This is a genomic window from Streptomyces sp. NRRL S-340, assembly GCF_000720185.1.
Classification (GTDB): domain Bacteria; phylum Actinomycetota; class Actinomycetes; order Streptomycetales; family Streptomycetaceae; genus Streptomyces.
Genome location: NZ_JOIY01000027.1, coordinates 170,417 through 193,671 on the forward strand (window position 1 = coordinate 170,417; position 23,255 = coordinate 193,671).

Annotated in this window: 17 protein-coding genes and 1 pseudogene; 6 read left to right on the forward strand and 12 right to left on the reverse strand. The window is 73.5% G+C overall.

Translation table 11 applies throughout. The features are described 5' to 3' along the window. Positions 1-208: 208 nt before the first annotated feature. The 3 genes from IG64_RS21855 to IG64_RS21865 form a co-directional block, all read right to left on the reverse strand. Entirely contained in the window at positions 209-1,027 is an 819-nt protein-coding gene (locus tag IG64_RS21855) for a S1 family peptidase (protein ID WP_037858742.1), read from the reverse strand. Between the two features lie 671 nt (positions 1,028-1,698). Then, positions 1,699-4,539 (reverse strand): helix-turn-helix transcriptional regulator, encoded by a 2,841-nt coding sequence (locus IG64_RS21860; protein WP_037858744.1) that lies wholly within the window; start codon positions 4,537-4,539, stop codon positions 1,699-1,701. A gap of 322 nt (positions 4,540-4,861) precedes the next feature. Further along, positions 4,862-5,707, reverse strand: a complete 846-nt coding sequence (locus IG64_RS21865) for a LuxR C-terminal-related transcriptional regulator (RefSeq protein WP_037858745.1) — start codon at positions 5,705-5,707, stop codon at positions 4,862-4,864. A gap of 134 nt (positions 5,708-5,841) precedes the next feature. Between IG64_RS21865 and IG64_RS21870 the strand changes: the two genes are divergently transcribed. Both IG64_RS21870 and IG64_RS21875 read left to right on the forward strand, forming a co-directional pair. Continuing rightward, entirely contained in the window at positions 5,842-7,515 is a 1,674-nt protein-coding gene (locus IG64_RS21870) for an AMP-binding protein (RefSeq protein ID WP_037858749.1), read from the forward strand. Continuing rightward, on the forward strand, positions 7,512-9,218 hold the full coding sequence (locus IG64_RS21875; RefSeq protein WP_037858752.1) for an AMP-binding protein: 1,707 nt from the start codon (positions 7,512-7,514) through the stop codon (positions 9,216-9,218). Before IG64_RS21870 ends, IG64_RS21875 begins: the two co-directional genes overlap by 4 nt. On the opposite strand, the gene IG64_RS21880 is transcribed toward IG64_RS21875, so the two are convergent. The 4 genes and pseudogenes from IG64_RS21880 to IG64_RS42330 form a co-directional block, all read right to left on the reverse strand. Beyond that, positions 9,178-10,167, reverse strand: coding sequence for a TolB family protein (locus IG64_RS21880; protein ID WP_037858755.1), 990 nt, complete (start codon positions 10,165-10,167; stop codon positions 9,178-9,180). The genes IG64_RS21875 and IG64_RS21880 overlap by 41 nt on opposite strands. Further along, the gene (locus tag IG64_RS21885; RefSeq protein ID WP_051813170.1) at positions 10,164-11,537 is read right to left on the reverse strand and encodes an MFS transporter; all 1,374 of its coding nucleotides are present in this window, start codon (positions 11,535-11,537) and stop codon (positions 10,164-10,166) included. Before IG64_RS21885 ends, IG64_RS21880 begins: the two co-directional genes overlap by 4 nt. Before the next feature lie 98 nt (positions 11,538-11,635). Next, the gene (locus IG64_RS43295) at positions 11,636-12,859 is read right to left on the reverse strand and encodes a chitosanase (RefSeq protein ID WP_078884136.1); all 1,224 of its coding nucleotides are present in this window, start codon (positions 12,857-12,859) and stop codon (positions 11,636-11,638) included. Continuing rightward, positions 12,857-13,744: pseudogene (locus IG64_RS42330) on the reverse strand (alkaline phosphatase family protein); the annotation flags it as partial. The pseudogene IG64_RS42330 and the gene IG64_RS43295, both read right to left, overlap by 3 nt. A 1,021-nt stretch (positions 13,745-14,765) precedes the next feature. Here IG64_RS42330 and gcl point away from each other — a divergent pair. Next, entirely contained in the window at positions 14,766-16,550 is a 1,785-nt protein-coding gene (gene gcl / locus IG64_RS21895) for a glyoxylate carboligase (RefSeq protein ID WP_037858758.1), read from the forward strand. Between the two features lie 148 nt (positions 16,551-16,698). Here gcl and IG64_RS21900 read toward each other — a convergent pair whose 3' ends face one another. The 5 genes from IG64_RS21900 to IG64_RS21920 form a co-directional block, all read right to left on the reverse strand. Next, complete coding sequence (locus tag IG64_RS21900; protein WP_037858760.1) at positions 16,699-17,292, reverse strand: hypothetical protein; 594 nt, start codon at positions 17,290-17,292, stop codon at positions 16,699-16,701. Positions 17,293-17,507: 215 nt separating this feature from the next. Continuing rightward, complete coding sequence (locus tag IG64_RS21905) at positions 17,508-17,744, reverse strand: hypothetical protein (RefSeq protein ID WP_037858762.1); 237 nt, start codon at positions 17,742-17,744, stop codon at positions 17,508-17,510. A gap of 606 nt (positions 17,745-18,350) precedes the next feature. Further along, positions 18,351-19,814: a catalase gene (locus IG64_RS21910; protein WP_037858765.1), complete on the reverse strand. Its 1,464-nt coding sequence runs from the start codon at positions 19,812-19,814 to the stop codon at positions 18,351-18,353. A gap of 206 nt (positions 19,815-20,020) precedes the next feature. Beyond that, complete coding sequence (locus IG64_RS21915; protein WP_037858766.1) at positions 20,021-20,911, reverse strand: 2-hydroxy-3-oxopropionate reductase; 891 nt, start codon at positions 20,909-20,911, stop codon at positions 20,021-20,023. 43 nt (positions 20,912-20,954) lie between these two features. Next, entirely contained in the window at positions 20,955-21,794 is an 840-nt protein-coding gene (locus tag IG64_RS21920) for a TIM barrel protein (protein WP_037858768.1), read from the reverse strand. A 169-nt stretch (positions 21,795-21,963) separates the two neighbouring features. Between IG64_RS21920 and IG64_RS21925 the strand changes: the two genes are divergently transcribed. From IG64_RS21925 to uraD, 3 genes are all read left to right on the forward strand, one after another. Next, positions 21,964-22,215, forward strand: a complete 252-nt coding sequence (locus tag IG64_RS21925) for a hypothetical protein (protein WP_037858769.1) — start codon at positions 21,964-21,966, stop codon at positions 22,213-22,215. Then, on the forward strand, positions 22,212-22,574 hold the full coding sequence (locus IG64_RS21930) for a helix-turn-helix domain-containing protein (protein ID WP_037858772.1): 363 nt from the start codon (positions 22,212-22,214) through the stop codon (positions 22,572-22,574). The genes IG64_RS21925 and IG64_RS21930 overlap by 4 nt, the downstream gene beginning before the upstream one ends. Positions 22,575-22,719: 145 nt before the next feature. Further along, on the forward strand, positions 22,720-23,229 hold the full coding sequence (gene uraD, locus IG64_RS21935) for a 2-oxo-4-hydroxy-4-carboxy-5-ureidoimidazoline decarboxylase (RefSeq protein WP_037858773.1): 510 nt from the start codon (positions 22,720-22,722) through the stop codon (positions 23,227-23,229). The last annotated feature ends 26 nt before the right edge of the window (positions 23,230-23,255 follow it).

Here is a 23,255-nt window from a genome sequence, read left to right on the forward strand (position 1 = left end):
CCGAGGAGGCGCGGCGGATACTGGCCGTGCTGCACCCCGGGACGCCGTACGACGTCCGGTTCGCGCCCGTCGCCCGCCCTTGAGGCGGACCGGGAAGCTCACCGCCGGCGGGCAGCAGGCCGCGCCGGGTGGAAAGGGGGCGCTGCGGGCCGCTCGTGGTGGCCCGCAACGCCCCCCGGCACGCGCCCCGGGGGAAGCCCGGGGGGATTCAGGAGCCGACCTGCGCCGTGACCAGGTCCGAGAAGGTGGTCAGCCGTGTGTACACACCCGGACGGCCCGCCTCGGCGCAGCCGTCGCCCCAGGAAGTGATCCCTGCCAGGACGCCCCCGACTAGCAGGGGACCGCCGCTGTCGCCCTGGCAGGTGTCTGTGCCGCCGGATTCGTATCCGGCGCAAACCATGTCGCTCGCGACGAAGTCGGAGCCGTAGGCGCCCGCGCAGCCGCTGTCGGACACGACCGGTACGGTCGCGGTCCGCAACTGGTTGGAGGGACTGCCGCTTTCGGTGGTGGTGCCCCAGCCGAGGACGCGGGCCGTGGTCCCGGCCGCGTACGCACCGGTGTCGGCGGGGGAGACGTACTTCGCCGGGGCGTACGGCATCGCGGTCGCCAGCGTCAGCACGGCCACGTCGTCACCGCTCGCCGCGTCCGTGTAGTCCGGGTCGACCCAGATGCCGCTGACCGCGCTGACCGTCCCGTCGGTGCCGTCGAGGTTGGTGCGGCCCCCGACGACCCGCACGCTGCCGGTGGTCTCGCCGGACACGCAGTGCGCCGCGGTGACCACCTTCCGGGCGGCCACGAGCGTGCCGCCGCAGAACTGGTTGCCGGCGGTGTCGGTGAGCTGGACGACGAAGGGGTACGCGCTCGTCGTGGTCGGCGTACCGCCGACGACGGACTCCGGTACGCCGGCGCCGGGCCGGTCGGCGGCGTGGGCGCAGGGCGCGGTGAGCAGCGCGGTCGCGGCGCCGGCCGACAGTGCGGCGGCGGTCCGTCCGCGACGGCCGGGTCTGGCGCGGGTGAGGCCGAACATGCGTCTCCTCGTGGGCTGGCCGGTGGGGGATCGCGCGGGCTGGGGGGCTGAGCCGGTCGGTACGGGAACCGGTGCTCGGACTCCCACGTGCCCGGGCGAGCGGCACGTCCCTCACGCTAGGACCCACCCCGCCCGCCCCCAATGAGGGAACCCCCTAGGGCGCCCGCACAGGGAAAACCCTCGGTGACACCCGGCACACGCGCCGTACGGCCCACCACCTCCGGGCGCCGGGCCCGCCGCTGACGGACCGCCGGCAGCGGACGCCCGCCCGCCCCCCGGCACGCACCCCACGCCCACCGGGCGCCACCGTCCGCCCGGAACCCGGGAACGGCAGGGGGCCAAGGCGGCAGGCAGGGCCGGGAACCGGGCGGGGCGGCGGACGCGGTGGCGGGGGAGGCCGGTACGGACGGCAGCCGGGCGGCGGCCGGGGGGCGGGTGGCGGCGACCCGTGGGCACGCGGGGGCGAACCGCGCGGCGGGGGCCGGGGCGGATGTGACCCGTGCGGCCGCGAAGGCGCCCCGGTCGGTGCGAGGCCGTGCGGCGGCGGCCCGTGCCGTCAGGGGCCGGGCGGGAGCGACCGGTGCGGTCGTCTCCCGTCGGTTCGCGACGACGCACCGGCCGCGGCAGCCACGCGCACTGAGATCCACCCGGTCAGTCAACCCGGGCCGCGCTCACTTCGCGCGCCGGCCGGCCGCCAATCGGACGATGTCGACCCGCGAACGGATCCCCAGCTTGCGGTAGACCCGGGTCAGGGTCGCCTCCACCGTCTTGACGCTGATGAACAGCCGCGCGGCGATCTCCCGGTTGGTGGCGCCCTCCATGACGAGCGCCGCGACCTGACGCTCCATCGCGGCCAGCCCGTCCAGGACCGCGGGGACCGCTTCCGGCTCCGGCTGCGCCGGACGGGCGAGCGCCGCCGCGTCCACCCGGCGCAGCCACGGCAGCGCCCGGCAGCGCCGGAAGAGCCGCGCCGCCTCGTCGTACGACGTCGGGCCCGGCCGCGGCGCGCGCAGCCGGGCCAGCGCGAAGGCGGCCCGCGCCTCCTCCAGGCCGTTGCCGAGCCCGGCCAGCCGGTCCTGGGCCGACGTCAGCCGGCCGACGGCGGCCTCGGTGTCGCCGCGGGCCGCCACCACCAGCGCCTCGGCCCGGTCGAGGACGGCCAGCACGCTCTCGCGGCCCAGCCGCAGCGCGTGCGCGCGGGCCGTGTCGACGACCTGCTGCGCCTCGCCCGGCTCACCGACGAGCACCAGCGCCTCCGCCAGGTCGCCGTGCCAGCGCCCGCGCGCCGGGTCGGTGATGCCGAGCCCCGTCTCCAGCTCCCGCACCCGGCGCAGCGTCGCCACGGCGGCCTGCGCGTCCCCGGACACGAACTGCGCGTACCCGAGGGCCGCCAGGGCGCGCGAGAGGTACATCTGGTCGCCGTCCTCCTCGGCGAGCCGGACCGCCTCACCGGCCAGCGCCAGCGCCCGGCCGGTGTCCCCGCCGGAGGCTTCCGCGAAGCAGGCCAGCATGGCCGAGGCGCCCTCGCCGATCCCCGTGTCCCGGGCCAGCCGCAGACTCTCCCGGGCCAGGTCCAGGGCCCGCCCGCAGTGCCCGGCGCGCAGTTCTGTCTCGGCGAGCAGCCGCAGGAAGTGCACCTCGCTCTCGACCATGCCGCGCCGCCGCACCTCGCGCAGCAGCGCCGTGATGGTCGCGCGCGCCTCGGTGAGCCGGTCGCTCATCAGCAGCCAGCGGTAGCGGGCCGCACCGACGCCGTTGTGGTGGCAGGCGACGTAGGGGTCCTGGGGCTCCTTCGTCGCGCGCCGGATGGTCGAGGGCGCGTCGGGGTGCCCCATCAGCGTCTCGGTGGAGGCCCGGAACGCCAGCGCCATCAGCTCGGTACGCCGGTCCCCGCCGCGCGCGGCCAGCTCCGCGGCGTGCGCGGCCTCCTCGCGGGCCACGCCGAAATCCCCCTCGACGACCAGCCCGCGCCAGGCCAGCTGGTAGTGGACCAGGGCGAGCAGCCCGGGGTCGTCCCCGGCGTCGGCCAGCGCCTGCGGGAAGACCGCGTCCACCTCGCCGAGGGCCTGCCCGGCGGCCTCGATCACCACCATCCACGCCCGCACCCGCTGGGCGGGCACGGTGGCCCGGGTCAGCACGTCCCGGGCGATGTCCCGGGCGAGGTCCACCTCGCCGGCCGTGATGGCGTCCTCGGCGGCGAGCAACCGCCGCTCGTCGGGCCCCGGTTCGCCGTCCGCCGGGGTGTGCCGGGCGGCGAGCAGCCCGAGCGAGGCGGCCACCGACGGCGCTCCGCGGTCGCGGGCCAGGGCGGCGGCCCCGGCGAGCCGGGCGGCCACGCCCGGATCGGTGCCGGTCGTGGACAGGGCCAGGTGACGGGCGCGTTCGATGGGGTCGGAGGCTGCGGTGGACAGTGCCGCGTGCGCGGCACGCCGCTCCCCGACGGGCGCCTCGGCGTACAGCGCGGCCGAGATGAGGGGGTGCGCGAACCGTACGGCGGGTCCCTCGGGTTCGGTCGCCAGCAGCCCGAGCCGGGCGGCCTGCGCGCACTCGGCCTCCGCGTTCTCCCGGCCGGCGGCGTGCAGCAGCGCCGGGGTGGGGCGGGCGCCCGCACTGGCGACGAGCAGGGTCCGGCGGGCCTCCTCGGACAGCATCTCCAGCCGGCTGAGCACCAGGGCGCGCAGCGACGTCGGCACCGGCAGCGGCTCACCCGGACGGGGCCGGGCCGGGCTCTCGGCCAGCGCCCGGCCCAGTTCCAGCGCGAACAGCGGGTTGCCGCCGCTGGTGCGGTGGATCTCGCGGACCGTGGAGCGCGGCAGGCCGGTGTGGCCGCGGTGGTCGAGCAGGGCCGAGACCTGGGCGCGCGAGAGCGGACCGAGGCGCACCGAGAGGGTGTCGGGCGGGCAGGGGGGTCCCCCCGCTCGGGCGACGCCGAGAGCGGGGGAGCGCAGATGACGGCCGTAGTCCTCGTCCTCGGTGCGCACGGCGCACAGCATCCGCACCGGGGTGCCGCCCAGGCGGCGGGCGGCGAAGCCGAGCAGTTCCGCGCTGGCCGGGTCCAGCCACTGCAGGTCGTCGGCGACGATCAGCACCGGGCCGCGGGCGGCGAGCGCGCGCAGCGTGGAGAGCACGGCGAGGCGCAGGGCCAGACCGTCGCGCTGGAGGGTGGACTCGCCGCGGCCGGTGAGCGCCGACTCCAGGGCGGTGCGCTGGGCGGCGGGCAGTTCGCCGGCCACCTCCGCAAGGACCAGCCCGAAGAGGTCGGCGAGGGCCAGGAACGGCAGATGGGATTCGGACTCGGTGGCGGAGCAGCGCAAGACCGTGCGGGCCGCGGGGGCGTATTCCGCCGCCAATGCCCGCAGCACGGTCGACTTTCCTATTCCGGCCGGTCCGTGCAGCAGCACACTGCCGCCGCGGCCGAGCTGCTCGCGCGCCGCCGCGGACGGCTCCTCCCGGCCGATGACCAGCTCGGAGCGGCAGCCCGCAGGGCCCTTGAAGTCCCGTAGCACGGTCACCGCTCCCCTCGTGTGTCGTGTCCGGGCCAAATTCTAGGCAACCGGCCGATGAATTCCGGTCCGTCGGCGTCGTGAGGGAAATAACAGCAGCCGAAGCATGACGGAATTCAAAGCCGCGCCGATCGAATACGCACCCCGCACGCACAGCCCTCCGACGGTACCCCGGCCACCCGGCCGACGGTACTCCCACCACGGACCGTCCGGCCCGGGGAGGCTCCCCCGCCCCGCCACGGCCGGCACCCGCACGCTGCCGCGGCGGCAGCGCACCCACCGTCCCGCGGCAGCGCACCCCACCGTTCCGCGGCAGGGCACGGGCCCGCTCCTACGGCAGCACCCCCGCCCGGCGGGCCGCCGCCACCGCCTCGCCCCGGGTGTGGGCGCCGAGCCTGCGCATGGCCGAGCGGAGGTAGGCCTTGACCGTCTCCGCGCCGAGGCCGAGACGGGCGGCGGTGGCCGCGTTCGTCGCGCCCGCGGCCACGCAGGCGAGGACGTCGACCTCCCGGGGGGCCAGGCGCACGCCCGGCGAAGGGGCGGGCGCCGCGGTCAGCAGGCCGCACGCCCGGAGCAGTTCGGCGCGCAGGCCGGGGTCCGTGATCCGCGGGGCCAGGGCACGCAGCGCCGCGTGGGCCTCGCGCACCTGCGCCCAGGCGGGCCCGGCGACCTGCGCGCCCTCGGCCTCGGCCTCCGGCGCGGCGGCCGCCGCCAGCAGTCCGCGCGCCTCCTCCTGTACGACCAGCGCCTGCTCCACGTCGCGGGCCGCCGCCACCGCCGCGTTCAGCGTGCGGTCGCCGAGCGGCTGGGCGGTCCGCAGGGCGCCGTACAGCACGCCCCGCACCCGGCGCCGCACCACCACCGGTACCGCGAGGACCGAGCGCAGTCCCTCTGCGGCCACCGCCGCGTCGTACTCGTGACTGATCTGCCGGGACAGCGAGTAGTCCGTCACCGCGCAGGGGCGGGCCAGCGCCACCGCCCGGCCGCCGAGCCCGTTGCCGGCGGTCACCGCGAGCGCGCTGAGCGCGGGCGTCGCCGTGCCGGTCAGCTCACTGATCCGCACCCGCGGCCGTCCCGGCTCGACCAGGCCGCCGAAGGCGACCGGCAGACCCGTCGCCCGCCGCAGCGCCGCCAGCGCTCCCCGGATCTCCGCCGCCCCGGACGCCTGTGCCGTCACCCGCTCGCCCCTTCGTCACGGTCCCGCGCTCACCACACCCCCGTTCGGGGGTAGTGAGACCTGCATCACGGATTACACGATGGAGCGGAGCCGCACGGCAATGGTCCGGATGCCGGACCGCACATGGAGGACAGATGACGACGGCGACGGAGACCTTCCGCGGGGCACGGGACTTCCTGCTGGAACACCGTGAGGACTACGCCACGGCCTACGCCGGCTTCCGGTGGCCCCGCCCCGGGCACTTCAACTGGGCGCTGGACTGGTTCGACGTCATCGCCGAGAACAACGACCGCACCGCCCTGCACATCGTGGAGGAGGACGGCAGCGAGGTCCGCCTCTCCTTCGCCGAGATGTCCGAGCGCTCCGACCGCGCCGCGAACTGGCTGCGGTCGCGCGGCGTCGCGGCCGAGGACCGGGTCCTGGTGATGCTCGGCAACCAGGCCGAACTGTGGGAGACCGCGCTCGCCGCGATGAAGCTGCGGGCGGTCGTCATCCCCGCCACCCCGCTGCTCGGCCCCGCCGACCTGCGCGACCGCGTCGAGCGCGGCCGGGTCAAGCACGTCGTCGTGCGCGCGCAGGACACCGCCAAGTTCGCCGACGTGCCCGGCGCCTACACCCGCATCTCGGTCGGCGGGGTGCCCGAGGAGGGCTGGGAGCCCTACGAGGACGTGCACGCGGCCCCGGCGGAATTCCTCCCCGACGGACCCACCCTCGCCGACGACCCGCTGATGCTCTACTTCACCTCCGGCACCACCGCCCGTCCCAAGCTGGTCGAGCACACCCACACCTCGTACCCGATCGGGCACCTGGCGACCATGTACTGGATCGGCCTGAAGCCCGGCGACGTGCACCTGAACATCTCCTCGCCGGGCTGGGCCAAGCACGCCTGGTCCAACCTGTTCGCCCCGTGGAACGCGGAGGCGACCGTCTTCATCCACAACTACACCCGCTTCGACGCCGCCCGTCTGATGTCCGAGATGAACCGGGCCGGCGTCACCACCTTCTGCGCCCCGCCGACCGTGTGGCGCATGCTCATCCAGGCCGACCTGAGCCTGCTGGGCACCCCGCCCCGCGAGGCCGTGGCCGCCGGCGAGCCGCTCAACCCCGAGGTCATCGAGCAGGTCCGGCGGGCCTGGGGCGTCACCGTCCGCGACGGTTTCGGGCAGACCGAGACGGCCGTGCAGGTCTCCAACAGCCCCGGCCAGCCGCTCAAGACCGGCTCCATGGGGCGGCCCAGCCCCGGCTTCCGCGTCGAACTGCTCGATCCCGTCTCCGGCGCGCCGGGCGCCGACGAGGGCGAGGTCGCGCTCGACCTCTCCGCCCGGCCCGTCGGCCTGATGGCCGGCTACCACGGCGACGCCGACCGCACCGCCGAGGCGATGGCGGGCGGCTACTACCGCACGGGCGACGTCGCCTCCCGTGACGAAGACGGATATCTCACGTACATCGGGCGTTCCGACGACGTCTTCAAGGCCTCCGACTACAAGATCAGCCCGTTCGAGCTGGAGAGCGCCCTGCTGGAGCACGAGGCGGTGGCCGAGGCGGCCGTCGTGCCCGCCCCCGACGAACTGCGCCTGGCCGTACCGAAGGCGTACGTCGTCCTGGCCGAGGGCTGGGAGCCCGGCCCCGGCACCGCCGAGGTCCTCTTCGAGCACTCCCGCCGGGTCCTCGCCCCCTACAAGCGGCTGCGCCGCCTGGAGTTCGGCGACCTGCCCAAGACGGTCTCCGGCAAGATCCGCCGCATCGAACTGCGCGAGGCCACGGCCCAGGGCTCCCGCCACGAGTACCGCGAGGAGGACTTCCGGTGAGCCCCGCACCCTCGTACACCCACGGGACCGGCGGCACGGCCCTGCTGGGCGACACCATCGGCGCGAACCTGGCCCGCGCGGTCGCCACCTGGCCCGAGCGCGAGGCGCTCGTCGACGTCCCCTCGGGCCGCCGCTGGACGTACGCCGAGTTCGCCGCCGACGTGGAACGGCTGGCGTACGCGCTGCTCGCGGCCGGCGTGGCCAAGGGCGACCGGGTCGGCATCTGGGCCGTGAACTGCGCCGAGTGGGTCCTGGTCCAGTACGCCACCGCCCGCGTCGGCGCCGTCATGGTCAACATCAACCCGGCCTACCGCACCCACGAGGCCGAGTACGTCCTGAAACAGGCGGGCATCTCCCTGCTCTTCGCCTCGCTGCGGCACAGGAGCAGCGACTACCGGGCGATGATCGACCAAGTGCGGGGCAACTGCCCGCAGTTGACGGAGATCGTCTACATCGGTGACCCGACATGGGACGCGTTCGCCGCTCATGGCACGCCCGACCGCGCCGACGAACTGCGGGCGCGGGAGGCGGAGCTGTCCTGCGACGACCCCATCAACATCCAGTACACCTCGGGCACCACAGGCTTCCCCAAGGGCGCCACCCTCTCCCACCACAACATCCTCAACAACGGCTATTTCGTGGGGGAGCTGGTCGCCTACACCGAGCAGGACCGCATCTGCGTGCCCGTGCCCTTCTACCACTGCTTCGGCATGGTGATGGGCAACCTCGCGGCCACCTCGCACGGCGCGTGCATCGTCGTCCCCGCGGCGTCCTTCGACCCGGAGGCCACCCTCGCCGCCGTCCAGCGGGAACGCTGCACGTCGCTGTACGGCGTCCCGACCATGTTCATCGCCGAACTCAGCCTCCCCGGCTTCGCCGGGTACGACCTCTCCACCCTGCGCACCGGCATCATGGCGGGTTCCCCCTGCCCGGTGGAGGTGATGAGACGGGTGGTCGCCGAGATGCACATGGCCGAGGTCTCCATCTGCTACGGCATGACCGAGACCTCCCCGGTGTCCCTGCAGACCCGCGTGGACGACGACCTCGAACACCGCACCGCCACGGTCGGCCGGGTGCTGCCGCACCTGGAGGTGAAGGTCGTCGACCCGGCCACCGGCGTCACCCTCCCGCGCGGCAGCGCGGGCGAACTGTGCACCCGCGGCTACAGCGTCATGCTCGGCTACTGGGAGGAGCCCGAGCGGACCGCCGAGGCCGTCGATCCCGGCCGCTGGATGCACACCGGCGACCTCGCCGTGATGCGCGAGGACGGGTACGTGGAGATCGTCGGCCGCATCAAGGACATGATCATCCGCGGCGGGGAGAACATCTACCCGCGCGAGGTCGAGGAGTTCCTGTACGGCCACCCCAAGATCCGTGACGTCCAGGTCGTCGGCGTGCCGCACGAGCGGTACGGCGAGGAGGTCCTGGCCTGCGTCATCCCGCTCGACGAGGCCGACCCGCCGACCCTCGACGAGGTGCGGTCCTTCTGCCGGGACCGGCTGGCGCACTACAAGATCCCCAGCCGGCTGAGCGTCCTGGACTCCTTCCCGATGACGGTGTCCGGCAAGGTGCGCAAGGTCGAACTGCGCCGCGGCCACGGCGGGGACGGCCCCGGCCGGGCCAAGGAGACCGGCCCGGCGCCGGACACCGCCCCCGCCGCCGTCAGCGCGGAAGCACCGCCGGAGAACTCGCGTCACGGATGAGCAGGCGCGGCGCCCCGCTCCCGTCGGCCGGGACGGACCACACGTCCCAGCCGCCGCCGTGCCGGGGCAGCGCGTACATCACGGTCCGCGCGTCGAGCCAGGCCGCCTGGTCGTCGACGCTGCGGGACTCGGCGAGCGGAGTCTCGCGCATGCGGGCCAGGTCGAGCGCGAACAGCCGCCACGGGCGTCCGCTGCCCGCGTTGACCCGCTTCTTGAACACCAGCCGCGTCCCGTCCGGCGACAGCGACGGGCACTCGGCGTTCTCCCGCAGGGTGCGCGCCGTCCACTTCCGGTAGTCGCCCCGCACCAGGTAGGTGCGGCCGGCGGTGCGCACCGTGGCGTAGAAGGTGCTGTCGTCCCGCGCGAACGTCACCCCCCAGTAGTTGACGTCGGCGGCCTGGTACGGGCGGCCGTCCAGGGTCAGCGGGATCCGCTCGATGTCGCCGGTCAGCCGGCCGGTACGGGTGTCCAGCACGCCGGTACGGGTCGAGAAGTCGTCGCGCAGATAGGAGTCGCCCCGCACGAACATCGTCCACGACAGCATCCGTCCGTCCGCCGACACCCGGGCCCGGTTGGGGAAGCCCTCGGTACGCACCCGGCGGACCCGGCGCAGCTCGCGGTCGAGCACCGTGACGTAGGTGCCCGGGACGGGGCCGGTGCGCTGGAGGCACACACCCGTGCCGTGCGCCGCGTAGACGCGGTCGCAGCGCGTGGCGCCGACCGTGCGGCCGGCGCCCGGCCGGTCCAGCGGCACCGTCGCCACCTTGCCGAACCCGGCGCCCGGCGCGGTGTTCCGGAACAGGATCCGCCCGGCCGCGTCGAGCCGGACCGCGCCGCCCGCGGTGCCCGGGTCCGCGCCGCCGCGCACGTGCCACACGTACCCGGTGCTCGCGCCCGCCACCAGCAGCACGGCGGCGACGACGGTCAGCAGTCTCGCCCTGGTGCTCATCCGGTGGCCTCCGCACGCTCGTCCGCCGTCACCGGGCCCCGCCGCTCGGCGCGCCAGGGCAGGATCCACACCGCGAGCACGCTCGCCACCGCCAGCGCGGCCAGCGCGGCGGCCAGCGCGGTCCGCAGCCCCCACAGCGACCAGCACGCCCCGAACAGCACCGAGGAGGCCAGCGCGGCCACCGACTGGGCCGTCTGGATCAGGGACAGGCCGCCGGCCCGCAGCCGCTCGGGCACCAGCGGTCCGACGGCGGCCATCAGTACGCCGTCCGTCGCCGCGTAGAACACCCCGTGCAGCGCCAGCACCACGACGACCGGCGCCGGTCCCGACCACGGCAGGAACAGCAGCAGACAGCCCGTCAGCAGGGCGAGGTGGCCGGCGGCGAAGACCCGCAGCCGCCCGGCCCGGTCGGCCAGCCGCCCCATCGGCACCGCGAGCAGCAGATAGCCGCCCGCCGTGCCCAGCGGCAGCAGCGGGAAGTACTGCTCGGGCACGCCCAGGCGCTCCTGGAGGAGCAGGTAGACGAACGAGTCGCCGATCACCACCGCGGACAGCAGCACCGCGGCCAGCCCCACCCGCAGATAGGCGCGGTGGCGCAGCAGCGCGAGCACGTCGCGCAGGCCCGCCCGGCGCTCCGGCTCGCCGGCCGCCGCCGGCGCCCGCCGCTCCTGGACCAGCAGGGCGAGCATCAGCACCCCGAGGACGGCGACACCGAAGCTCACCACGAACACGGTGTCGTAGCGGCCCGGCGTGGCCAGCAGCAGGGCGAACGCCACCAGCGGGCCGAGGAAGGCGCCCGCCGTGTCGAGCGCGCGGTGCACCCCGAAGGAGCGGCCCAGCGTCGCCGGTGTGCTGCTCAGGGAGATCAGCGCGTCGCGCGGGCCGGTGCGCAGCCCCTTGCCGGTGCGGTCGGCGGCGATCACCGCGCCGAGCAGCGGCACCGAGGAGCCCGCCGCCAGCAGGCCCAGCTTGCACACCGCGGAGAGGGCGTAGCCGCTGCCCGCCACCAGTTTGCGGCGCTGCCAGCGGTCGGCCGCGTGCCCGCCGGCCAGCCGGACCAGGGCGGTCACGCCGACGTACATGCCGTTGAGCGCGCCGAACTGCAAGGGGCTCAGGCCCAGCGTGAAGATGACGTACATCGGCAGCACGGCGGTGATCATCTCGGAGGAGACGTCGGTGACCAGGCTGACCGAGCCGAGGGCGAGCACGGTGGGGGAGACCCGGGCCGTCGCGCGCGCCCGGCGCCCGGCACCCGGGGGTGCCTGCGGGGCGGCGGGGGCCGGCGGGGCGGCGGCGCGGGGATCGGGGCCGGAGCCGGTGCCGGGGGCGGGGGAGCGCGGCGTCGCCGCCCGGCTGGATGAGATGTACATGGCTGGACGTGTCCTCTCGGGGCCTGTCCCGTGGTGGGGGTCTCGCGCGGGGAGGGGCCCGCCGGCGCGGTGGCCGGCGGGCCCTGCGGGCGGCCGGGTCAGCCGTCGATCTCGTACGGGTCGCCGTAGACCTTCCAGCGCAGCGGCGGGTCGAGGCGCAGGTTGCCGTCCTTCAGGAAGACGCGCTGCTCGGTGTCGACCCTGCTGGTGTCGCTGTGCGCCTCCTCGGTCTTCATGGCCGCCACCCGGGCGTCCAGGAAGGCGTTGAGGTACGCCGTCTCGTCGCCGCCCTGGGACGGCGGCTTCGCGTGCCGCAGCGCGGTCGCGCGGATGCCGCCGAAGCTGGTGGCGTCGTCACCGGGGCCGTGCATCACGATCGCGTCGTAGTACGCGAACTGCCCCAGCGCCTGGAGCCCGTCGGCCTTGGCGCGGGCGACGGCCGGGTCGAAGTAGACCCGGTCGCGTTCGTCGTCCTGCGCCTGCCGGAAGACGGAGTCCTTGGCCGCGGTGTGCCATGCGGAGACGAACGCCGAGCCGAGCCCGGAGTGCGAGTCGCTGCCGTTCACCTTGCGCAGCGCGGGCAGGTACTTGGCGAGGACGTTGTCCGGTTTCAGGTCCGTGTAGTGCTCGACGAGGTCGAGCATGTCGCCGGTGCCCGAGCAGAAGCCGACGATGCCGCCCGTGTAGCCGCGGCCGTCGCCGATGTCCTCGATGTAGGTGTACTGGGCCTTCCAGTCCAGGGAGGAGTTCTCCGCGCTGGAGACCAGCTCCATCGCGATCTCCTTCTTGGCCGGGTCGGTCAGGTCGGCGCCGGACTTCACCGGCGGCGGGGTGGAGGCGCCCGCCTTGCCGTACACCTCGAAGCCGTACAGCGAATACCCGTACGACGTCCCGCGCTTGGTGCCGTTCACGCGCACGTACCGGCCGTGCCCGCTCACCGTGAGGTCGTCGGTGCCGCCGTCACCGGCCGACGTGGAGTACACGGTCGACCAGGAGGAGCCGTCCTGGGAGGTCTGCACCGTGTACGCCTTGGCGTAGGCGTCCTCCCAGGTGAGTCGCACCCGGTTGATGTCGGTGTCGGCGCCCAGGTCGACCTGGATCCACTGCGGGTCGGTCCCCTCCTTGCTGGCCCAGCGGGTTGCCGGGTCGCCGTCCACGGCCTTCGCGCCGGTCAGGGAACTGCTCTCGGCGGAGGAGGTCTTGACGGGCCGGTTCAGCGCGAGGTCGTCGGTGGAGCCGGGCGGTGTGGAGCCGCCGTCGTCCCAGATGCCGGTGAGCGGCCGGCGCGAGGCCGCCTCGCCCAGGGCCGGCAGCCCGTGCATGTCCTCCAGGGTGCGCAGCAGCGAGTAGAGGTCGCCGCGGTCCTTGGACTTGTACCCCTGTTTGACGTGGGCGCCGACGACCAGGGTGGGGATGTGGTTGACGTCGTCGTCGCTGTCGTCCTCGTCCCAGGTCAGCACCAGCGCGCTGTTGTGGGTCCTGGCCCACTGGACGTAGCCGTCCAGGTGCTTGCGCAGCCAGTCGTCGCCCTCGCGCACGGTGCCGTCGTGCATGTCGTTCGTCAGGTTGGGCGTCACGAACGCCACGTCCGGCAGCTTGGAGTAGTCCGTCGGGAAGCGGCTCATGCGCAGGTTGGACGAGGCCGGGACGTTCTTGAAGTCGACCCAGCCGTTGTGCTTGCGGGCGTACCCGCTGTCGCCGTCGTCCCCGCAGTCCTTCGAGCCGTCGGCGGGCAGGTCCTCGGAGTAGCCGGTGAACGTGCGTCCGTGAGTGAGGAGCTGGTTGCCGAGGTTGTCGGAGGAGTAGTCGTGCGGGCAGTCGTCGTCCTTGATCCCGTGCGTGGAACCGGAGAACAGCGCCACGTAGTTGCCCTGGCTGGGGTGGACGACACCGTGGAAGTCGGAGAAGGAAGCGCCCTGCTTGGCGAGGGAGTTGATGTACGGCGCCTGGGAGCTGCCGATCACGTCCTCGTAGAACTTGTTCTCCTCCATGACCACCACGACGTGGTCGAATTTCGGGACACCGCTCGCGGTGAAGGTCGCGGGCACGGCGGCGGACGGTTCCGCCTGGGCGGTGGTGGGGGCGGTGCCGGCCGCGGCGGTCAGGCCGAGCAGGGCGAGCGCGATGCTCGTGCCGGCGGCGACGGCGGTCCGCCGGGTGCGGCGGCCGGGGCGCGCAGGAGGCCTCGGAGGCGGGGTAGGCGTCATGCTGATCTCCTTGAGGAAGGGCGCGAGGTGCCCTCGAACACAGAGGTGAGCAGCGCCTGGGCGACTTGCGGCAGGCCCGTCCGGCGCGGCGCGGTGTGGGGCGCGTCGCGGGACGTGCGTGTGCGGCAACAGGCGGGAAGCGGCATGGGACCGCGGACGGCCGGGGCACCCGGGTCCGTCGGTGACGGACGGGTGAGCGCGTCGGGTTGGGAACGTCCGCGCCAGGCCGCCGACGGAATACGTACGCCCCGCCGCGCACGCCTGTCAACGGTCCCGCCCGATCCGGTCGGCATCCCGTCGCTTCCCTTGACGGAACATGGTCAGCTTCAGTATTCCTTTTCTGTTAGGAAAGTTTCCTGACACCCGGTTCCGACCGGGCCCGACGTGTTTCCCGCCGTGTGGGGCGGGACCGGAAGGGGCGGGCCGGGCGCGTGGCGACCGTCGCCCGGCCCGCCCCTGTGCGGCACGCCTCCCGACCCTCCTGACGTCAGCCTCCGCCCCATCGACCCTCGACCCTCGACCTCCGCTCCGACCCGCCTCCCGGCGGCCTCGCGCCGGACCTGCGTCCCGCCTCCAGGCCGCCCTTCCGTCCGGCCTGCGGGCCGCTGCCTGGCCTCCCGCCCGCCCCGCGGCATGCCCCGGCGCCGGCCTCCTGCCGCTCGACCGCTTCCGGCGACCCCCTGGGCCGGCCGGCCTCCCGCCCCCTCCGAAGCTTCCGGCGACCCCCGACCCGCCTCTCGGCTCCTCTTCCTGGTTCCTGGCCCGCCTCCCGGCTCCTCTCCCGGAGCCGCTCCCTCGACGACCCGCCGCGCACCGCGTCCGGCGGGCGCTCAGGCATGCCCTCCGGCGGCCTTCCCCGTCCGGCTCCCTTGACGGCCCCCCGGCACCCCCTTACATTGCTTCCAGATCGTAGAAACTACTTTCCGCTATACGGAAGTACGGAAGAAGCTCACCGCGGGGCGCGACGGAGTGCGAATCCGGCAGCCGAGACAGCAGAAGACAGCCGAAGCAGGAGTACTCGATGGCTCGTATGACCGCTGCCCGCGCGGCAGTTGAGATCCTCAAGCGCGAGGGCGTCACCGACGCGTTCGGTGTGCCGGGCGCGGCGATCAACCCCTTCTACGCGGCGCTCAAGGCCTCCGGAGGCATCGGCCACACGCTCGCCCGCCACGTCGAGGGCGCCTCGCACATGGCCGAGGGCTACACGCGCACGCACCCGGGCAACATCGGCGTCTGCATCGGCACTTCGGGCCCGGCCGGCACCGACATGATCACCGGCCTGTACTCGGCCATCGGCGACTCCATCCCGATCCTGTGCATCACGGGCCAGGCCCCGACCGCCGTGATCCACAAGGAGGACTTCCAGGCCGTCGACATCGCCTCCATCGCCAAGCCGGTGACCAAGATGGCGGTCACGGTCCTGGAGGCCGCGCAGGTCCCCGGCGTCTTCCAGCAGGCCTTCCACCTGATGCGCTCCGGCCGCCCCGGCCCGGTCCTGATCGACCTGCCGATCGACGTCCAGATGACGGAGATCGAGTTCGACCCGGAGACCTACGCGCCGCTGCCGGTCTATAAGCCGGCCGCCACCCGCGCCCAGGCCGAGAAGGCGATCACGCTGCTGAACGCCTCCGAGCGGCCGCTGATCGTGGCGGGCGGCGGTGTCATCAACGCCGACGCCGCCGACCTCCTGGTGGAGTTCGCCGAGCTGACCGGAACCCCGGTCGTGCCCACCCTGATGGGCTGGGGCATCCTGCCCGACGACCACGAGCTGAACGCCGGCATGGTCGGCCTGCAGACCTCGCACCGCTACGGCAACGCGACCTTCCTGGAGTCCGACTTCGTCCTCGGCATCGGCAACCGGTGGGCCAACCGCCACACCGGCAAGCTGGACGTCTACACGGCCGGCCGCACGTTCGTCCACGTCGACGTCGAGCCCACCCAGATCGGCAAGATCTTCGCCCCCGACTACGGCATCGCCTCCGACGCCAAGGCCGCGCTGGAGCTGTTCGTCGAGGTCGCCAAGGAGCTGAAGGCGGCCGGCAGGCTCCCCGACCGCTCCGCTTGGGCCGCCGCCGCGCAGGAGAAGAAGGCCACGCTCCAGCGCCGTACGCACTTCGACGACATCCCGATCAAGCCACAGCGCGTCTACGAGGAGATGAACAAGGCCTTCGGCCCGGAGACCCGCTACGTCTCCACCATCGGCCTCTCCCAGATCGCCGGCGCGCAGATGCTGCACGTCTACCGGCCGCGGCACTGGATCAACTGCGGCCAGGCCGGCCCGCTCGGCTGGACCATCCCGGCCGCCCTCGGCGTCGCCAAGGCCGACCCGGAGTCCCCGGTCGTCGCCCTGTCCGGCGACTACGACTTCCAGTTCATGCTGGAGGAGCTGGCCGTCGGCGCGCAGCACAGGATCCCCTACGTGCACGTCCTGGTGAACAACTCCTACCTGGGCCTGATCCGTCAGGCGCAGCGCGGGTTCGACATGGACTTCCAGGTCAAGCTGGAGTTCGAGAACATCAACTCGCCCGAGCTGGGCGTCTACGGCGTCGACCACGTCAAGGTCGCCGAGGGCCTGGGCTGCAAGGCGATCCGGGTCACCGACCCCAACGAGCTGGGCGCCGCCTTCGAGGAGGCCAAGAAGCTGGCCGCCGAGTTCCAGGTCCCGGTCGTCGTCGAGGCGATCCTGGAGCGCGTCACCAACATCTCGATGTCCGGCACGAACGACATCGGCAACGTCGTCGAGTTCGAGGAACTCGCCACCGAGCCCGGCCACGCACCGACGGCCGTCAAGGCCCTGAAGGCCTGACGGTCGCCGTGCAGGGGCGGCCCGCCCGGGAGGGAGGGCCGCCCCTTCGCCGTGCCCGCCTTCGCCGTGCCCGCCTTCGCCGTGGCCGCCTTCGCCGTGGCCGCCTTCGCCGTGCCCGCCTTCGCCGTGCCCGCGCGCCCGCGCGTCCTCACCCGGTGCCGCAGCCGAAGCCGCCCGCGCCGCCGTCCCAGGAGGATCCGCGCTCCCGCCGGGCGGGCCGGCCGCGACGGCCGGTGAGACCGCCCTCGTGCGCGAAGCGGGGCATGAGCCGGGTCAGCGCCCGGTCGCCGTACAGGGCCACCGCGAGCAGCCGGTCCCCGGGCGTGAGCCCTCCGGGGCCTTCCGGCAGCGGGTGCCGCTGCCGCAGGGATCTCAGGGCGCGCCGCCCGGCCCGGGTCCGGCCGGGCAGGCGGATCCGGGTCAGCCCGGCCAGCGTGAGCTCGTACCGCAGGTCGATCAGAGCGAGGGCGACGCCCTCGCGCACCATCAGGTCCCGCAGATCCGCCGGAGTGCGGAGCGCCTCGTGCACGGCCGCCGACAGGGGAGGGACGGCATCGGCGCCGCGGTCCGCTCCCGTACCGCCGACCGGTCCCGTCGCGCGCAGCAGCGCGCCGCCCCAGGCCGGTCCGACCGCGCCGCGCAGGCGCAGGGCGAGGACGGCGACCGTGACGGCGGCCCGGGGCCCGCCCCGAAGACAGGCGACCTCGTGCGGCTCCGGCCGGTGCGCTCCCGTGCTGTCCATCGATGCCCCCTGTCCCGCGCGGGGCCGCCGCCCCCGTGCCGGCGGGCCCCGTGTCAGGCACTGTGCCCGCTCGCGGGGGTGCCCCATGCCGGCGGGGGCCGGGTTCAGAGCTCGATCTGAGCATGCCGTAGCGGCCCTGCGCCTCGTGCCGTACGCGGGCGCGGGCCGATCACGCGGGCGGGAGCCTCACGCGGGCGCCCCGGGGCCGCGGGTGCTCAGGTCTCCCCGTGTTCCGACATGCCGGGCCAGTCGTCCGGGCCGCCGCCCTGCCACTCGATCAGGTCGCTCTCCTCGACCTCGATGCGGTCCAGGTCGGCCAGCCGGAGGATCTCGACGACGTCGTCCAGGTGGGAGGCGAGCCCGAGGGTCACGTCGTCCTCGGTGACCCGCCGGGAACCGTCCAGCGCGGGGGAGTGCACGACGATGTGCGGGTGCCGGGTGCTGTGCTCCATGCCCCCAGACTCCTGCGGGCGGGCCCGCACCGCACCCCGGGACCACGCTGCCTGCGCGCGCCGGACGTCCGGAACCCGGCGCAGGCGGCGGTCGCCGGGCGGGCGGAGGGCCGCGGAGGCGGACGGCACCGGACGCGCGGGGCCCGCGGGGGCGGCCCGTTCCGTGCCCCTCCCGCAACGCGTGGAGCCGGCCGGCGCCGGATGCGGGACCGTCCGCATCCGGCGCCGGCCGGCCGGTGAGGGTGTTGGTGGTGGATCCCGTCCGACGGCGCGAGACTGGGCGCGACAGGACATTCGCGCCGCCGGACGGAGTTCGGGGGCCTCGCCGTCGGCGAGGCGTGTTCTTGGCTGGGACCGCGGTGGGTGCGACGGTCCGGAAGGTCTTCCCTCTGGTCGAGAAGACGGGTCCCGGGACCTTCACCACCGCACTGGCTCGCACTCCCCCGGGTTCCGGGCTTCGCCCGGACACGGGGGACCCCCACCGCGGTCCTCGCCCTGACCGCACGGCCGTCGGCCGACCACCCCTCATCCGGGTCGTCCGACGCCCGCGCGGGGCGTACGCGTCCGGGTCCCGACCTCCCCGTCAGGAACCGGACGCGGCTCGTGTCAGTCCTCGCGCAGGGCGCGGACCGCCGCTTCCACCCGCTTGCCGTAGTCCGGGTCGGCGGCGTGGAAGTGGGCCAGGTTCTTCTCGACCACGTCGTTGCGGGAGACCTGCGAGAGGCCGCCGGCGATGGTCGCGACCAGACGCTCCTTCTCCTCCTCCGACATGACGCGGTACAGCTCGCCCGCCTGGAAGAAGTCGTCGTCCTTGGTGTGCAGCGGCGCCTCGTGGGTGCCGGTGTGGCCGGAGACCGGCAGCGGGGCCGACAGCGGGCGGCCGGTCTCGACCGGGCCGTCGTAGGAGTTCGGCTCGTAGTTCTTGGCGTCACGGCCCTGGGCGTTGGACGCCATGAAGCCGTCACGGCCGTAGTTGTTCGCGCCGCCCGGCACCGCCTTCGGGGCGTTCACCGCGAGCTGGGTGTGGTTGACGCCCAGGCGGTAGCGGTGGGCGTCCGCGTAGGCGAACATGCGGCCCTGGAGCATCTTGTCCGGCGACGGACCGATGCCCGGCACGAAGTTGTTCGGGGAGAACGCGGCCTGCTCGACCTCGGCGAACACGTTGTCCGGGTTGCGGTCCAGCACCATGCGGCCCACGCGCTGGAGCGGGTAGTCCCGGTGCGGCCACACCTTGGTCACGTCGAACGGGTTGAAGCGGTAGTTGTCCGCCTCGGCCGCCGGCATGATCTGCACGTACAGCGTCCAGGAGGGGTGCACCCCGCGCTCGATCGCCTGGAGCAGGTCGGTCTGGTGCGAGTCCGCGTCGCTGCCCGCCAGCTCGGCGGCCTCTTCGTTGGTCAGGCAGCGGATGCCCTGGTCCGTCTTGAAGTGGTACTTGACGAAGAAGCCCTCGCCCTTGGCGTTCGTCCACTGGTAGGTGTGCGAGCCGAAGCCGTCCATGTGGCGGTAGGACGCCGGGATGCCGCGGTCACCCATCACCCAGGTCACCTGGTGCGTGGCCTCGGGGGAGTTGGCCCAGAAGTCCCAGACGTTGTCCTGCTCGGTCCTGCCGGTGAACGGGTCGCGCTTCTGCGAGTGGATGAAGTCGGGGAACTTGATCGGGTCCTTGATGAAGAACACCGGGGTGTTGTTGCCGACGAGGTCGTAGTTGCCCTCCTCGGTGTAGAACTTCACCGCGAAACCGCGCGGGTCGCGCACCGCGTCCGCGGCGCCGAGGTTGCCGGCCACGGTGGAGAAGCGCACGAACACCTCGGTGCGCTTGCCGACCGTGTTCAGGAAGTCGGCGTGGGTGAAGCCGGTGACGTCGTCGGTCACCTCGAAGTGGCCGTAGGCGCCCGAACCGCGGGCGTGCACCACGCGCTCCGGGATGCGCTCGCGGTTGAAGCGCGCCAGCTTCTCCAGGAGGTGCTGGTCCTGGAGGAGGAGCGGGCCGCCGACGCCGGCGGAGGCGGAGTTCTGGTTGTCGGCGACCGGGGCGCCGGACTCTGTCGTGAGCACGCGCTGCGACATCGTGGACCTTCCGTGCGGGGGGCAGCGGAAACTTGTTTCCGCTTTGTGGAGCCTAGGTTTGGGCGATCGGGACGTCAACAGTTTGTTGAATTCCTGATCGGGGCTGCTGCCGGGACGCGGACCGGGTGGACGCCGCCGCCTGGGCGCGACAGGACAGGTGTCGGCGGCGGCGTCCCCCGGAGCTGTGGGACCGGCCGGTCAGGCGGTCAGACCTGGGCGCCGGACAGGCGCTCCACGGCCCGCAGCAGGGCCGAGTGGTCCAGGCCGCCGTCACCCTGGGCGCGCAGCGAGGCGACCAGCTGGGCCACCACGGCGCCGACCGGCAGGGCCGCGCCGACGTTGCGGGCGGCGTCGGTGACGATGCCCATGTCCTTGTGGTGCAGGTCGATGCGGAAGCCCGGCTTGAAGTCCCGGTTCAGGAAGTTGTCCTTCTTGCGGGTCAGCACGGTGGAGCCGGCCAGGCCGCCGTTGAGGACGTCCAGGGCGGCCTGGAGGTTCACACCGGACTTCTCCAGGAAGACGACCGCCTCGGCGCACGCCTGGATGTTCACGGCGACGATGAGCTGGTTGGCGGCCTTCACGGTCTGGCCCGAGCCGTGCGGACCGCACAGCACGATGGTCTTGCCGAGCGCGTCGAAGATCGGCTTGGCCTGGTCGAAGTCGGCCTGCTCGCCGCCGACCATGATCGACAGTACGGCCTCGACGGCGCCGGCCTCGCCGCCGGAGACCGGGGCGTCCAGGACGCGGATGCCCTTGTCCTTCGCGGCCTTCGCCAGGTCGACCGAGGTCTGCGGGGTGATCGAGGACATGTCGATCAGCAGCGCGCCCGGCTTCGCGTTCTCCAGGATGCCGTCCGGGCCGTAGGCGATGGCCTCGACCTGGGGGGAGGCGGGCACCATCGTGATGACGACGTCGGCGTCCTCGACGGCCTCGGCGATCGAGCCGGCCGCGGTGCCGCCGGCCGCGGCGAGGCGCTCCAGCTTCTCCTGCTCCAGGGTGAAGCCGGTGACCTGGTAGCCCGCCTTGATCAGGTTCTCGGACATGGGGGAACCCATGATGCCGAGGCCGACCCACGCGATCTTGGGGAGGTTGCTCATGACAGGGATGCCTCTCTGAAAAACTCTTCGGTACGGGTGAGGGTCAACGGGCCGCGCGGGCCTCGGCCGGCAGCCAGTCGAAGGCCTCGGCGCCGGTCCGCTCGCCCGGCTTGTACTCCAGGCCCACCCAGCCGTCGTAACCGGCCTTCTTCAGCTGGTCGAGCAGTTCCTCCAGCGGGAGGGAGCCGGTGCCGGGGGCGCCGCGGCCGGGGTTGTCGGCGATCTGCACGTGGCCGGTCTTCGCGGCGTACTGCTCGATCACCTGCGGCAGGTCCTCGCCGTTCATGGACAGGTGGTACAGGTCCATCAGGAACTTGGCGTTGCCGAGGCCGGTGGCCGCGTTCACCTTGTCCACGACCTCGATCGCGGCGGGCGCGCTCACCAGCGGGCACAGCGGCGACTCGGGCTTGTTCAGCGCCTCGATCAGGACGACGGCGCCGATCCGGTCGGCCGCGCGGGCCGCGAGGACCAGGTTCTCCAGGGCGAGGGCGTCCTGCTCGGCCGCCTCCACGCCCTCGACGCGGTTGCCGTACAGGGCGTTGAGCGCCTTGCAGCCGAGCGAGTCGGCGAAGGCGACGGCCACGTCGATGTTGGCGCGGAAGCGCTCGGACTCCTCACCGGGGACCGACAGGGCGCCGCGGTCGGGGCCCGGCAGTTTGCCGGCGTAGAAGTTCAGCCCGGTGAGCCGGACGCCCGCGTCCTCGATCGCCTTCTTCAGCGCGTCGAGTTCGGACTGCTCGGGGGTGGGGGTGTCGATCCAGGGCCACCACAGCTCGACCGCGGTGAAGCCGGCCGCGGCGGCGGCCGCGGGACGCTCCAGGAGCGGGAGTTCCGTGAAGAGGATCGACAGGTTGACGTTGAAGCGCTGGTCTGCGAATCCCATCAGGGTCGCGCTCCCTTCCGTGTCGCTATTCCGTATGACGGAAGTTTGTTTCTGCGTAATGGAAGAGTGCCGTCGGGTGTCGCGGCTTGTCAAGGGGGGACCGACCGCCGACGGCGTACGGGCCGCCGGGACCTGCCCGAAAACCGGCCTTGCGCGTTAGGTTGAGCGCGTGCGATTGAGAGTGGAGTTCACGACCGAACCCTTCGACCTCGACGAGGCACCCGCGCACGCGCTGGTCGCCCGCGAGGTCGTCGAGGCCGCCGAACTGGACGCGGTGGACGTCGGCCCGTTCGGCAACACCGCCGAAGGTGCCGCCGACGCGGTCCTGACCGCCGTGGACACCCTGCTGCGCAGGAGCCTCCAGGCCGGCGCCACCCGGATCTCGCTCCAGGTCAACGTGATCGGGGAGGGTGATAGGTGACCGGTCAGGAGCCGTTCATCGCGGCAGTGAAACCGCTGGTCGACGCGATCGGCGGCGAACTGCTCCCGCCGGACGAGGCCGGACCCGACGACGTCGTGCTCGCCTGGGACGGGGTGGACGCCGTCGGGGTGCGCCTGCCCCAGCTCGCCGACTCCCTCGACCACATCCTGGCCGCCATGGAGCGCCGCAAGGGCATGCCGCTCGCGGACCTGGACCGCAGGGCCAAGCAGGAGGTCGTACGGATCCTGGAGGCGCGCGGCGCCTTCTCCGTGCGGCACGGTGTGGAGACCGTGGCGAGCGCGCTGGGTGTCAGCCGCTTCACCGTCTACAACTACCTCAACCGGGAGAAGGAAGGCTGAAACACCCGCAGCGGGAGCGGTGCGGACGGGGTGTTCCAGGGTTTCCCCAGAATTTTCAACAAACTGTTGACGTGATGTTTCGGAGGGCGTTAGCTATCCGCAGCCCGTTCAGCACACAGGCCGTTCAACGGCCACGGAGGCTCCCGTGACCACGACTTCCACGCCGTCGGGCCTCGCCCGCTTCAACACCCTCCCGGCTGCCGCGGCCCGCTCCGCGCTCCTGGAGACATGCGCCTCCACCGCCTGGGCCGAGCGGCTGCTCGCCGCCCGTCCCTACGCCGGTGCCGAGGACCTCTACACCGCCAGTGACGCCGCCATGGCCGAACTGACGGCGGAGGACCTCGCACAGGCCATGGCCGGCCACCCGCCGATCGGCCGGCCCAGGCCCGGTGACCCGACCTCCGCCCGCGAACAGAGCGGCATGGCCGGCGCCTCCGAGGACCTCAAGGCGGACATGCTCGAACTGAACCTGGCCTACCAGGAGAAGTTCGGCCATGTGTTCCTCATCTGCGCCACCGGCCGGACCGGCGAGCAGATGCGGGACGCGGTCAAGGAGCGGATCGGCAACACGCCGGAGCAGGAACGGGAGATCGTCCGCACCGAGCTGGGGAAGATCAACCGCATCCGGCTCGCGCGCCTGCTCGAAGACGCCTGAGCACCTGCTCGAAGACGCCCGAAGAG

What these genes read in the sequence shown, in the direction of transcription:
- IG64_RS21855 (WP_037858742.1), bottom strand. Translation starts at nt 1,027, where the DNA reads ATGTTCGGCCTCACCCGCGCCAGACCCGGCCGTCGCGGACGGACCGCC.
- IG64_RS21920 (WP_037858768.1), bottom strand. Translation starts at nt 21,794, where the DNA reads ATGGGATTCGCAGACCAGCGCTTCAACGTCAACCTGTCGATCCTCTTC.
- IG64_RS21900 (WP_037858760.1), bottom strand. Translation starts at nt 17,292, where the DNA reads ATGGACAGCACGGGAGCGCACCGGCCGGAGCCGCACGAGGTCGCCTGT.
- IG64_RS21910 (WP_037858765.1), bottom strand. Translation starts at nt 19,814, where the DNA reads ATGTCGCAGCGCGTGCTCACGACAGAGTCCGGCGCCCCGGTCGCCGAC.
- IG64_RS21880 (WP_037858755.1), bottom strand. Translation starts at nt 10,167, where the DNA reads ATGAGCACCAGGGCGAGACTGCTGACCGTCGTCGCCGCCGTGCTGCTG.
- IG64_RS21905 (WP_037858762.1), bottom strand. Translation starts at nt 17,744, where the DNA reads ATGGAGCACAGCACCCGGCACCCGCACATCGTCGTGCACTCCCCCGCG.
- gcl (WP_037858758.1), top strand. Translation starts at nt 14,766, where the DNA reads ATGGCTCGTATGACCGCTGCCCGCGCGGCAGTTGAGATCCTCAAGCGC.
- IG64_RS21885 (WP_051813170.1), bottom strand. Translation starts at nt 11,537, where the DNA reads ATGTACATCTCATCCAGCCGGGCGGCGACGCCGCGCTCCCCCGCCCCC.
- IG64_RS21870 (WP_037858749.1), top strand. Translation starts at nt 5,842, where the DNA reads ATGACGACGGCGACGGAGACCTTCCGCGGGGCACGGGACTTCCTGCTG.
- IG64_RS21915 (WP_037858766.1), bottom strand. Translation starts at nt 20,911, where the DNA reads ATGAGCAACCTCCCCAAGATCGCGTGGGTCGGCCTCGGCATCATGGGT.
- IG64_RS43295 (WP_078884136.1), bottom strand. Translation starts at nt 12,859, where the DNA reads ATGCACGGGCTGCCGGCCCTGGGCGAGGCGGCCTCGCGCCGGCCGCTC.